This is a genomic window from Dankookia rubra (assembly GCF_004355005.1).
Taxonomy (GTDB): domain Bacteria; phylum Pseudomonadota; class Alphaproteobacteria; order Acetobacterales; family Acetobacteraceae; genus Paracraurococcus; species Paracraurococcus ruber_A.
On record NZ_SMSJ01000009.1, the window covers coordinates 1 to 13,038 of the forward strand.

At 69.6% G+C, this 13,038-nt stretch carries 7 protein-coding genes and 1 pseudogene; 6 read left to right on the forward strand and 2 right to left on the reverse strand.

Going from position 1 to position 13,038, the window contains the following annotated elements; all coding sequences use genetic code 11:
• The 6 genes and pseudogenes from E2C06_RS09750 to E2C06_RS09775 form a co-directional block, all read left to right on the forward strand.
• On the forward strand, positions 1–577 hold a 577-nt coding region (locus E2C06_RS09750), incomplete at its 5' end, for an IS630 family transposase (protein ID WP_133288414.1).
• 904 nt (positions 578–1,481) lie between these two features.
• Positions 1,482–1,871: a hypothetical protein gene (locus tag E2C06_RS09755; protein ID WP_133288415.1), complete on the forward strand. Its 390-nt coding sequence runs from the start codon at positions 1,482–1,484 to the stop codon at positions 1,869–1,871.
• Between the two features lie 275 nt (positions 1,872–2,146).
• Positions 2,147–4,300, forward strand: coding sequence for a PAS domain S-box protein (locus E2C06_RS09760; protein WP_133288416.1), 2,154 nt, complete (start codon positions 2,147–2,149; stop codon positions 4,298–4,300).
• Between the two features lie 134 nt (positions 4,301–4,434).
• Positions 4,435–4,713, forward strand: a pseudogene (locus E2C06_RS09765) (transposase); the annotation flags it as partial.
• A gap of 466 nt (positions 4,714–5,179) precedes the next feature.
• Complete coding sequence (locus E2C06_RS09770) at positions 5,180–5,593, forward strand: VOC family protein (RefSeq protein ID WP_133288417.1); 414 nt, start codon at positions 5,180–5,182, stop codon at positions 5,591–5,593.
• Positions 5,593–6,105, forward strand: coding sequence for a nucleoside deaminase (locus tag E2C06_RS09775; RefSeq protein ID WP_133288418.1), 513 nt, complete (start codon positions 5,593–5,595; stop codon positions 6,103–6,105). The genes E2C06_RS09770 and E2C06_RS09775 overlap by 1 nt, the downstream gene beginning before the upstream one ends.
• A gap of 716 nt (positions 6,106–6,821) precedes the next feature.
• Here E2C06_RS09775 and E2C06_RS09780 read toward each other — a convergent pair.
• Together E2C06_RS09780 and E2C06_RS09785 are read right to left on the reverse strand one after the other, a co-directional pair.
• Entirely contained in the window at positions 6,822–7,223 is a 402-nt protein-coding gene (locus E2C06_RS09780; protein ID WP_206664498.1) for a PAS domain-containing protein, read from the reverse strand.
• Between the two features lie 10 nt (positions 7,224–7,233).
• Positions 7,234–12,765, reverse strand: a complete 5,532-nt coding sequence (locus E2C06_RS09785) for a PAS domain-containing protein (protein WP_165982304.1) — start codon at positions 12,763–12,765, stop codon at positions 7,234–7,236.
• Between the last annotated feature and the right edge of the window lie 273 nt (positions 12,766–13,038).

The window sequence follows — 13,038 nt, forward strand, 5'->3', positions numbered from 1 at the left end:
GCTGCGACGGGACTACCCGGCCATCGCTGCCCGGGCCAAAGCGCAAGGCGGCGCGGTCTTCTGGGGTGATGAGACCGGCCTGCGCTCCGATGACGTGCGCGGCCGCGGCTACGCGCCGCCTGGCCGCACGCCGGAAGTGCGGGTCAACCACCGGCGGGCCAACCTCGGCCTGATCTCGGCGGTGACCAACAAGGGCGAGTTGCGCTGGATGGTGCTGGACGGCGCCATCAAGGCGCCGGACCTGCTCCGCTTCCTCGCCCGTCTGGTTCGGGACGCCGGGCAGAAGGTTTTCCTCATCCTCGACCGCCTGCCGGTCCATCGCTCGGCCAAGGTCCGCGACTGGCTCGTCGGGCGTGAGGCCGAGATCGAGGTCTTCTACCTACCCGGCTACAGCCCGGAGCTGAACCCGGACGAGGGGCTCAACGGCGACCTAAAGCAGGCGGTGACCCGCAAGGAGCCGGCGCGCAGCAAGGCGCAGCTCAAGCGCGCCGTCGTCGGGCACATGCGCAGGCTATCGAAGCTGCCCGACCGCGTTCGCAGCTTCTTCGGGCACAAGACTTTTCGCTACGCCGCCTGATTCAAGATCGCCCAGGCCGGATCAATAGGGCTGACTTCAAATACGCCGACGCCAGAGCGGAATCCGTGCGGCAACCTTGTCAGCACGGCACGCTCTGCTGGCGGTTTCTGGAGCGTGGCAACAATCGCCCACTCGAGCATAGGCACTTTGATGAAGGGTTGCCGAAGGTTCGGACTCCCATGTAATTCAGCGAACATCCGTTGGGCCGCTGCTGAGGATGTCGTAGATGCGGCGCCAACAAAGCTCTCTGCCCTTGTTAGCGCATGCGAGCCGATGCAGCGCCGCGCGAAGGTCGCTGGCTCGGGCTGGGAGTTCATCGAGATACCTCTCACGCGGCCAGCACCGAGCGAGGTAGGAGCGCAAGTCGCGCTGCATGTCCTTGGCTGCTTGGTAGGTCGTCTTTCCGGCGTACAGGAGGCGCGCGGCACGGATGGCCGCATCGCGCTCAACGCGTATTCGAATGGTCGGCAGTGCCTTCGCCGCAACAGGGCGATCCCCGCCGCCCGGCAACGATGCATTAACCGCAAACGCTACATCGCACCGGTCCCACTGCCGCATCTGACACCGGCCAAATCTCCATCGATTCGAAACGGACATTCCACGCAAAGATTGCGTCGTTTCTGAGCCTGCAAGAGCGCGAGGCGCCGGGTCACATCACGCTAAGTCTTGAAGGCGACCAGCGCCTGGGGTCGCCAAACAGTTTTATTTTTTGGAACAAACGGCCGACGCTCCAGCGTGAAGGAGACCAATTCGGTTTTGTCGACCTCCATCCACCAACAACCCACGGCTAATTCATTTAAGGGCAATTGTCTCTTTGAGATAATAATGACGGCGGATGTTGGCCTCCCTCCCCCAGGGCTGCCGCTTCGTAGCTTGGACTTTCCCCCCGGTCCGGAACTAAACCATGCCCCTCGATGCCCTCCCCGCCCCAGGCTTCAGCCGCCGACACCTGCCGCCCGCGGTGCCGAGCCTTGATCAAGCTGAACGAAATGCTGCGGTCCATTTCGCGCCCCTGCTGCGCCAGCAGTTGGCGAACCAGCCGACGACCGACCATGCCCTGATACTGATGGTCAAAATGACCGCGGACCTGAAGGATACCGCTGTTCGCCTGATCGAAGCGGGCGCTGAGGCGGGCGCATTGACAGCGGGCGAGACGGCGCTGGCCTGGGTCGTCCAAGGCGTCCCACCGTCGGAGGCTAAGCGACGCGCCCTCGCCGTGCGGTTGGCATCCGCCGCAGCCGTTGCGTGGCGGCAGCATTGCCAGATCCAGCGTCTTGGCTTCCTGAACGCCTGACGGATCGGATCAGCGCAGGGAAGGCGGAGGCGGCGCAAAACCGGCTCCGCTGCATGTCCCCTGAGGCTCCCTTCCGAGCCGATACCAATGGCCGCAGCGCACGGGCCTGTTGGGCCAAGCCATGAGTGCCTGGTTAGGGATTGGTTCGCGGCCAGATGCGGAATGAGTGCCGTCGTTAGGGGCGGGCTGAAATGCATCGGAACCGCATCATAGCTTGCGATGACTAGCTCACTGGTAGATAATCCGGCATACAATACAATCGTTGGAAAAACAGCTTGCCGGCGGTCTCCTCGGAGCGATCCAGACTAGGTGGCCTGCGGGCACACATCGTCGCACTCGTGGCTGCATCCCTCCTCCCAGCCTTCGCGGTCGGCAGCATCGCCGTCTGGGCTGCGGTCGGCAGCTATCGTCAAGCCTTCGACGACCGGCTCGAAAGTACCGCCAAGGCGCTGGCGAGCGTAGTCGAGACCGAGATCGCCTCGCATACCCTCGCACTCTTCACACTGGCCACTGCGCGCGACCTCGACCGCGGAGGTGACCTGGCCTCGTTCCACGAGCGAGCGCGGCAGGTCGCCACCATGCTCGGCACCCGCCTCTTCTTGATGGCGCCGGACGGCTCACTGCTGCTGCATACATATTTCCCGGCGAATGCCGAGTTTGTTGACCGGCAGCAAAGCGGATCAATCGACCTGGTGCGACAGGTCGTTGAGACCGGCCTCCCAGCGATAGGCAACCTCTTGAACGGTCAGGTGACCGGCCGGTGGGTCGCGCCGGTCTACGTTCCGGTCATCAGGGACGGGCAAGTCTACGGCATTCTCGGGACAGCCTTGGAAGCCGACCGCATCTCGAGGATGCTGGCCGGACAAACCTTCCGCGACGGCGGCTATGCATCGCTCGTCGATGGGAACGGGCGGATTGTGGCCCGTTCCACCGAACCCGAGCAATATGTCGGCCAGACGGTCCGCGGATGGGTGACAGGTGGCGCTCAAGAGGGAGAGGCCGGCACGCTGCGAGGCGCGAACCGTAGCGGCATTGAGATCGTCACCGCATTCCGACGCATTCCCGGCGCGCCAGGGTGGTTTGTCACCGTCGCGGAGCCGTTGTCCACCTACCATGCGAGCCTGCGAAGCCCGCTCGCCATGCTGGCGATAGGCGGCATGGCCGCAGTGGTCCTGGCGCTTGCCGTCGCGGTCTGGATCGGCCAGCGGGTACTCCGGCCGGTCGACTGGCTGACGCAGAAGGCGGAGCGCGTTGCGTCGACTGGCGGCGCCGCCCAGATCATGCCCGAGGGACCCCCAGTGCGCGTGCAGGAGTTCGAGCGCCTGCGCGCCGCAGTATTGCAAGCGCATGTCGCGCTCCGCGAAAGGGCGCAGGCCGTGGCGGTCGGAGAAGCGCGCCTGCGTGCCGTGCTGGACACCGCCGCTGACGCGATCGTCGTGACGGATGAGGGCGGGACGATGCTCTCCTTCAACCGTGCCGCCGAGGCGATCTTTGGCTACGCCAGTTCGGAGGCAGTCGGCCAGAACGTGGCAATGCTCATCTGCACTGATCGCGCTTTGCAGCAGGACGTCTGCCTCGCCACCTACTTGCAGACCAGCGAGAGGAAGCCGATCGGCGTCGGGCGCGAGGTCGAGGGCAAGTGCCAGGATGACACTATGGTGCCGCTCGACCTGTCGATCGCCGAATGGCGGGATGCCGCGGGTGGACGATTCTTCACCCTTATCATGCGCGACATCTCCGCCCGGAAAGCAACTGAGGCGCGGCAAGACATCCTCGTGCGTGAGGTGGACCACCGGGCGAAGAACATCCTGGCCGTTGTCCAGTCGGTACTGCGCCTCACCCCAAGGGACCAGCCTGGGGCCTTCGCTGCCGCCGAGACACGCGTCGCCGGCCTCGCCCGCGTTCACTCGCTCCTAGCGGAAGGCGGCTGGTCAGGTGCCGACCTGCGCGCCGTGGTCGAGCGAGAGTTGGCTGCCTACAGCGCGATAGGCAACGGCACGGAAGCCGGCCCGGCAGTGTGCATCGATGGGCCTGCGGTCGCCCTCGCCCCGACAGCGGTGCAGCCGCTCGCCATGGTACTGCACGAGTTGGCCACCAATGCAGCGAAGCACGGAGGGCTTTCCACTCCCGATGGGCAGGTTGAGGTGCGTTGGACGATAGGTCGCAGGACGGGTGAGGACGGGCTCCTACGCCTGCGCTGGATCGAAGTCGGTGGGCCTCCCATTGCTGGTCCGCCGGCTCGCCGAGGGTTTGGCACGCGGGTGGTTGAAGCCACGGTACGCGGCCAGCTTGGCGGAACGGTGGAGCGGCGCTGGGAGCCAACCGGCCTCGGTGTCGAGATTACGGTACCAGTGGCGCGCATCTTGGCCGGCGCTGACGCATCCACGTCGACTACCACAATTCCAGAAAGGCGAGCGAGCGCCGCCTGAATGGTCTTGGCAGTGCACCGAGGCACATGTTTCTGCGGCCCGATCCGATCGAACGAGACACGATCCCTATTGCATTTCAATGCGCTCGCCGCGCCTTTGCATCCAACAAAACGTGCCGTGCTGCGTCGGTGGGGATGGCGAAGCCCCTCGTCTCCGATGATCTCTGGGCGGCGATCGCGCCGCTGCCGCCTCCGGAGCGGCCTCGGCGGAATGGCGGCCGGAAGCCTGTCTCGGACCGACCGGCCCTGGCCGGGATCCTGTTCGTGTTGATGAGCGGGATCCTCTGGGAGAGGCTGCCGGCGGAGATGGGCTGCGGGCCGGGCATGACCGGCTGGCGACGGCTGCGGGACTGGCAGGCGGCTGGCGTCTGGTCCCGCCTGCATCTGGTGCTGCTCGAGCGCCTGCAGGACGCCGACAAGGCACCTCGGACCCTTAGCCAGTGAGCCCTTTCTGGTTGTGGCCCGACCGCGACCTTGGCGAAGACGTGATACATGTTCGGTTCCCAGGGGCCCGCTGCTGTACGGCTGCGATGCATGCGGTCACGCATCGACCATGCTTCGCTCAGCCGCACATGGAACAGCGGCATTCCGGACGACGTGAGCGACACCAGCGCTGCCCTGATCATCGCCAACCGCAGGATGAATCGGGATTTCGCTTGGCTTGGCGAAGTTCATGGCGGCACGGGCGCGCCAGGCTGGCCACCTCGGCGAAACTTACCGAGTGCCCTGCGGAAGCTGGCTCAGGAGTGTGCCCAGCCTGCCGGGCCATGATGCCGTCGTGCTGCTGCGGCAACCAGGGTGCGTTTCGGTAGGTTGGCGCTCAGGCTCGCGTCTCGGCGCGGCGGGAACAATGTGTCTGGCCCTGCGTTCGCCCAGTCCAATGCCGCGAATCAGCCACCAGCTCGAAACTTCGCTTTATGTCGCCGACCTGGACAGGGCGGAGGCGTTTTACCACCGCATCTTCGGCTTCGAGACCTTCCTGCGCGACGACCGCATGGCGGGGCTCGGTGTCCCGGGCGGCTCCATCCTGCTTCTGTTCCGCCGGGGCGGCTCCGTCGAGCCCTCGCCGACGCCGACCGGGGACATCCCGCCGCACGACGCGAGCGGCGAACAGCATATCGCCTTCGCCATCCCGGTGGGCGAGCTTCCGACCTGGGAGGAACACCTGATGCGCATGGGCGTGCCGATCGAGTCCCGCGTGACCTGGCCGCGCGGCGGTGTCAGCCTTTATTTCCGCGACCCCGACCGGCATTCGCTGGAAGTGGCGACCCCAGGCCTGTGGCCGAGCTACTGATGAGCGGCGAAGCGGCCGACCAGGCCGAGCAGGATGCCGCCTTCATGCGCCGGGCCATCGAGCTCGCCGAGCGGGCCGAACGCGTGCCGGGCACCTCGCCGATCGGCTGCATCATTGTCCAGGACGGCCGCGTCATCGCCGAGGGGCACAACGAGGTCGACCTGCGGCACGACCCCACCGCGCATGCCGAGGTCGTGGCGATGCGGCGGGCCGGGGAGGCGCTCGGCGTCTCGCAGTTCCCCGGCGCGGTGCTCTACTCGACCCTGCAGCCCTGCGGCATGTGCTCCATGGCGTCGATCTGGGCGAAGATCGGTCGGATCGTCTACGGCGCTGGGCGCGATGACGTGCACCAGATGTATTTTGAGGGCCGCGACCTGAACACGGTGGACTTCGTGGTGGACGCCTATCGCGACGACTTCTCCCTCACGGGCGGCGTGCTGCGGCGGGAATGCGCCAGGCTCTATCATCAGCCAGGCGAGGACGTGCCCGAGGAGGAGCAGGCAAACATCTGAAGCCCGGAGCGGCAGGCAGCCGGCCTGACCAAGTCCTGCCGCGGCTGCGTTGTTCGGGTCCAAGGTCGTGGCGATGCGGGAGCTCACGGCTGGTACCCAGGATATCACCTCGGTCCGGTCAGCCCCGCAGCCGAGCGCCCGGTCCACTTAATTGCCCCGCGCGACGGGGCCGCAAGCTGGATTTGCCGATTCGATCCATTGATAGTGCTGAGGGACTTCCGGCCCGGGTGGAATCCAGGTCCGCCAGCCGACCCGTCATTCCCGGCCCCATCCCTGCCTGACGCGGGTGCTCCACAGCGCCGCACCGCCGACTTTCGTCGGTACCTGGGACCACCTTGTCCGTCACCGCACAACTGCAGCTTCCGACTGCATCCGCCAGGGCAAATGGTTGCGCCGGTTGGCCGGGCAGGCTTCCACGGAGGCCCGAACACCTCCGGTGCGCGAGAAGCCCGCTGTGGCCTCCGGCAAACGGCATTACGCTCGCAATGCGCTGACCTTTCGGCAAGCGAGCCTTGTCACCGACTAACCAACTGCCGGCGCCGCTGCCGGCCGCTCCGACAGCGGATGAACCAGCCGGGGCTGTCCTGCCGGGAGGAGCGCCCTCGCCTCCCTGCCCTTCGATCGGACCGGCGCCGACCCGGCTCACCAGGTGTCGCGCGGCCATGCCGCCGGCCGCCGCTCCTGGTCTTCCGCCGCTGGGTTCCTCCCGGCGGGTATCAGCTATTCGCCACGGTCCCCTCGCGCCGCATGAAGATCCAGCATCCGCCGCCCACGGCGGATTGCACCCGCACGCGCAGCGACCGCTCGGCATCGGCGAAGTCGCCGGTCCATCCGAACTCGAGGTCGAGCGTGCCGCCGGCCAGAGCCTTCTCGATCCGGCCGCGGTAGCGCGGCGTATCCATACAGGGCGCCACCTCGCGGAAGAATTCCAGCCCGAGCCGCGGCCGCTCGCCCGAACCCGACAGGCGCCGCTCCGCCCCGCTGTAGACCCGCACCACCCCTTCGGCATCGAGGCGGATGGCGCCGAAGGGCAGGTCGTCGAGCGCCTGGACGGGAAGCCCTTCGATGGCGCGGGCGAGATCCGGCTGATCGAAGCTGGGCAGGGTGGCTGGGGTCACGGCAGGATCCTCACACCGAATCAGAGAAGAACGCGAGGCCGACAAGATGAGTCGGCCTGGCCCGGCCGTCCTCGGCGAGCGGCAGCAACAGGCGCTCGAAGTAGACCGGCTCGCCGCCGTCGCCGAAGCGAAGGCGCGCATAGTCGTGGCAAGGGACACCGAGGCGGGCACACCGATGATAGGCATCGCCGAGCCCGCCGAACACCTCGTCCTCCTCAAGGTCATCGCCGACTTCCTCGCCCACCAGCGGGCGGTTGAGTCGCCGGCCCAGCGCGGCGCCGACCCGGACGAAGCGCATGCGCGGTGCGCCGTCCTCGCCGCCCTCGAGCGCCACGGTATAGGCGTGGTCGGCCTCGACCTGCTTGGCCATGTCCAGCGCCTCGGGCGTCGGCAGGGTGTCCGCGCCTCCTGCTTCGCGCAGGGCGCGCCAGGCCAGGTAGGCCCGGCTCAGTTCCGGTCGGCCCAGGCGCATGAGCGTCCTCTCGTGCAGCGATGTCGGCAGCCGGCCGAGCGCGGACAGCACGCGCCGGGACAGTTCGACCGGGGTGAAGGGCTTGGTGAGGACCACCTCGCCCGCGAGCCCGGCACGGTCGCCGTAGCCGCTGACGAACAGGATCGGGATGCCGGGCCGATCGGCCCGCAGCCGCATGGCGAGGTCGGGCCCACGCCCGCCCGGCATGATGATGTCGGTGACGACCAGGTCGAGCCGGGCGGCGACGCTCGCCTGCACCACCGCCGAGGCCATGCCGTCCGCCTCGATCACCTCGTAGCCGAGGTCGCGCAGGAGGGTCGCGGTCATCAGCCGGACCTGGTCGTCATCGTCCACGACGAGGACGGTCGCCGAACCGTGCAGCGCCGGATCCGGCTCCCGCTCGGCTTCGGCAGCCTCCGCCGCGGTGGCCCCGACGGCACGCGGCAGCCAGATCTCCGCCGTCGTGCCCTCACCCGGCGCACCGAGCAGGCGGAGCGCACCGCCGGACTGCCGGGCGAAGCCGTAGACCATGGCCAACCCGAGGCCGGTGCCCTGGCCGCGCGGCTTGGTGGTGAAGAAGGGCTCGGCCGCCCGGGCCATGACTTCCGGCGCCATGCCCGGTCCGTTGTCCCGCGTGGACACCACGACGTAGTCCCGGTTCGGGTCCAGCCCCTGCGGGCGCTCCGCGCCGGGGGCGGCAGCCGCATTGCGGGTTGCGACCGCCAGGCTCCCGACGCCGTCCATGGCATCGCGCGCGTTCACCGCGAGGTTCAGCAACGCCACCTCCAGCCGGTGCGGGTCGGTCAGGACCGGCCAGGTGTCGGGATCGGCATGCAGCGCCAGGATGACCCCGGTGCCCACGGCGCGGCGCAGCATCTGGTCGACCTCATCCAGGATCCGCGCGGGCAGGACCACAGCCGGGATGAGCTCCTCGCGCCGCGCGAAGGCCATGAGCTGGCGGATCAGCGCCGCCGCCCGTTCGGCCGCGCGCTCCCCGGCCGAGGCCAGCGTCAGGATCTGCGCATTGCCCTCGGCCCGCCGGGCGATCAGCCGCAGGCTGCCCATGACGGCGGCGAGGACGTTGTTGAAGTCGTGCGCCACGCTGCCGGTGAGCTGGCCGAGCGCCTCGAGCTTCTGCGCCTGCGCAAGGGCGGCCTGGGCTTCCTCCCGCCGCCGCATCTCGGCCCGCAGCTCCTCCGCCGCCTCGTCGAGCGCCCTGGTGCGCTCGGCGATGCGGTCCTCGAGCTCGGTATTGGCACGCCCCAGCGCGGCCTCCGCCTGCTTGGCCGCGGTGACGTCGAGGCTGATGCCGAGCATGCGCACGGGCCGCCCGTCCCGCCCCGGCAGGACCACGCCGCGGCTCAGCAGCCAGCGCACCGTGCCGCCTGCCGGCAGAACGCGGTACTCGGCCTCATAGCGGCCATCCCCCGCGACGGCGGCCTGCACGGCCGCGTCGGCGCCGGCGCGGTCCTCGGGATGCACCGCCTCGCGCCAGATCGCGTAGGACAACGCCGCGTCGCCCGGCTCGATGCCGTGCAGGGCGAAGTTCCGCGGCGACCAGCGGCACTCCCCGGTTTCGAGGTTCCAGTCCCAGGCCCCGACCGCCGCGGCCTCCTGCGTCAGGCGCAGCCGCTCCTCGCTCTCGCGCAGCCGCAGCTCGTCCGCCCGCCGCGCGGTGACGTCGAGCGCGGCCACCACGCCGCCGATGATGCGCCCTTCCGCGTCGCGGATCGGGGCCGCATTGTTGAGGAAGTAGCGGTGCTCACCGGAGCCGAAGCGGGCGCATTCCAACATCTCGTCCCGGGTCACCTCGCCCCGGAGCAGGGCCCGCGTCATGGCCCAGTCCTCCGCCAGGATGCGCTGGCCCGTCTCGGGCCACCAGGCGACCCAATCGGAGTAGCCCTCCCAACCCGTCGTCTCGGGAGGGACGCCCCAGAGCTCCCGCAGCGCGGCATTGTCCCGCAGGATCCGGCCCTTGGCATCGGCGATGGCGACGCCGACCGGCAGGGCGTCGAGCACGGCGGAGAGCGTCGCCTCGCTCTCGCGCAGCGCCTGCTCGGCCCGGCGCTGCGCGGTGACGTCGATCAGCGCCTCGAAGACGAGGGCGGCCTTTCCCTCCGGGCTGCGGCGCAGCGCCTTGCGGGCGGCGACGACGATTTCCTTGCCCGTCCGCGTGCGGTGCCGCAGGTCGCCCGACCAAGCGCCGGCGCGCTCCAGCGCCGCCTCGACCTCGGCCAGCGGCACGGGAGATTCGGCGCCGAGCAGCCGGTGCGACACCTGGCCGACCGCCTCCTCGGCGGTCCAGCCATAGAGCCGTTCGCAGCCGTCCGACCAGTAGCGGATGGTGCCGTCGAGGTCGCGTGCCATGAAGGCGCCGAGGTCGAGGGTCGCCAGCAGGTCGCGCAGCCGCGCCCGGTCCGCCGCCAGCCCCGGTTCGGCCTGCTGCTCGGCGGTGACCGCGCGCACCGTGATGCTGACGCCCCAGATCCCGCCCGCCTCGTCGCTGACGGGGTGGTAGGAGACACGCCAATGTCCCGACGCCGCGCCCGCCGCGGGCCGGCCCGAGATGGGGATGTCGACCACGGCCTCGCCGCGCTCGAGGACCGCGCGGTAGACCGGCTCGATCTCCGGCCAGAGTTCCGGCACCACCTCGGCGACTTTGCGGCCGAGATGGTCCTCGACCGGGCGGCCATTGATGGCCGCCAGCGCGGCGTTGATGTTGCGGTAGCGCAGGTCGCGGCCGACCAGCGCCAGGCCGATCGGCGCGGTGGCATAGACCGCGCGGATCTCGTCGAGCGCCGCGCGCATGCGGGCCTCGCTCGCGGAGAGCGCCGCCTCGGCCCGCTTGCGCGCGGTGACGTCGATGGCGATGCCGCGCAGGCGGGCTGGCATGCCGTCCGGCCCGGGCTCGCCCTCGCCCATGGACTGGATCCACCGGACCGACCCGTCCGGCAGGGTGATCCGGTAGTCGACATCATAATGCCCGCCTTCCACGGCGAGGCGGCGGTGCTCCGCCACGAACAGCCTCCGGTCCTCCGGATGGATCTGGCCGAGCACGGTGGCATAGTCGCAGCGCGACCCGGGCGGCAGGCCGTGCAGCGCGCGGAGGCCGGGCGAGACGCGTGCCTCGCCGCCGGTCCCGGGGCTCTCCACCTCGAAGGTGGCGACCTGCGCCGCTTCGGTGATGCGGCGGAGAGCGGCCTTGCTCCTGGCGAGCGCCAGCTCAGCGCATTTGCGGTCGGTGATGTCGAAGTCGATGCCGATCATCCGGGTCGGCCGGCCGGTGCCGTCCCGCAGGACGGTGCCGCGCGCCACCACCCAGCGCTCGCCGCCATCGGCGCGGCGCATGCGGAACTCGATGTCGTAGGGCGCCTCGTCGGCCAGCGCCCGGCGCAGCGCCGCCTCGACCCGCGGCAGGTCCGCGGCGTGGACCAGGGCGCGAAAGTCGTCCACGGTGCCGCCGAAGGACCCGTCGGCCATGCCGAGCGCCGCCTCGAGGCCGCCCGACCACCGCACCGCCCCGCTGACCACGTTCCAGTCCCAGGAGAAGATCCGCGCCGCGCCCATCGCCAGGCGCATCTGCTCGTGCGCCCGGGCCAGCGCCGCCTCCGTCGCATCCCAGCCCGAGAGATCCACCACGAAGGCCGAGGCGGCGCCGACGGCGCGGTCGTGGAAGGCGAAGAACATCAGCACCGGAACCCGCGTGCCGTCGGCGCGAATGTATTCCTTCTGGTACGGCGCGCAGGCGCCGTCGCGGGCCGCCTCGGCGATCGCCGCCTCGTCGCGGCCGATCCACTCGGGCGGGGTCAGGTCGTCCCAGCGGACTCGCCCGGCCGCGAGGTCCTCCCGCGTCATGCCGACGATGCGGAGGAAGGCCTGGTTGGCGGCGGTGACCCGCCCGCCGGCATCCGCCCGCACCACGCCGACGGGGCTGGCGTCGAACAGCGCCCGCGCCTCGGCCGCCGCCCGCTCGCGCGTCTCGGCCCGCCGCGCCAGCACGGCGCCGAGCTCGTCGAATTCGCGGACGGCGTGCCAGCCGGGCAGGCCCGCCATCCCTGGCTCGCCCAGCCGCCGCAGCGAGCGGCTGAGCCGGTCGGCGAAGAGCACGCCGAAGACCAGCGTCACCGAGAGCAGGCCGCCGCCGATCAGCAGGGTCGGCAAAAGGGCCTGACGAAGCGACGCCTCGAAGGCCTCCGCGGGCACCGTCACCTTGACCCGGAACCCGGATTGCGGCGCCAGCGCATAGGCCGCATGCACCCGTTCGCCCTCCACCGCGGTGAAGGGCGCGATGATCCCGGCCTGCTGCGTCATGGCGGCCAGCACCCTGGCGGGCGGCTGCTTCGCCACGGTCTCGTGGTCGCGCATGGTCCGGGCGACAATGGTGGACTGCCGATCGAGGGCGGACGCCACCGCGCCCGGCGGCAGCCGCTGCTCGGTCAGCGCCGAGAGCAATCGCTCGCGCGGCAGGACGAGGCCGAGGACGCGCCTGCCGGGTCCACCCTCGGCCGCATCGGGGACCAGCACCGGGACCGCGACGGCGACGGACCATTCGCCGGCGCTCGGGCTGACATAGAGGTCGCCGACCACCGTGCGCCCGCTGGCAAGCGCCTCGATGGCCGGGCCGGTGGACATGGTGCCGGGCCGCTCACCGGGCAGCCAGCTCGTGCTCAACTGGATGCGGCCGTCCGGGCCCATCAGGTTGACCGCCTTGGCCCCGAAGGCCGTCGCGGCCGAGCGCATCTCGGACCAGAAGGTCGGCAGGTCGCCGCGCGCGAGGGCGGGCGAGCCCGCGAGGGCACGGAGCAGGCGCTCGGCCCCGGCGAACTCCCGGTCGAGCAGCAGGGCCATGGCCTGGGCACGGACGACCAGCCCTTCCTCCGCCCGCAACCGCTCGACGCGGTTCTGCTGCCACACGGCGCCGCCTGCCAGCAGGAGCAGCGGCAGGGCGGCACAGAGTGCAAACATCAGGATACGGCGGCGCAGCGTCGGAGCGCGGCTCGGTGCAGCCCTGGGCTGGGGCATGGGGTCACCGGCCAGGGTGCCGCCAAGCCCACCTGTATCGATCAGCATGGCCCAGCCCACCTCCATCCGAGGCGTTATACTTGCGCCGCTCACGCTCGCGCTTGATAGAACCTTCGATTGTCTTGAGCAACCAACAAACCACTGGCACAGGTCCGGACAACGGGACGATCTGCCGATCCAGTGCTCATACTACAACCGTAAGTAGATTACATTTTACCTACACATACAGTATGCAAAGAAGCACGGAACAAACGGTTTCCATCCTTCGGCTCTCGACATCTTACGAGTGATTGCGGTGCCAACCATTGATCCCGCATGAAG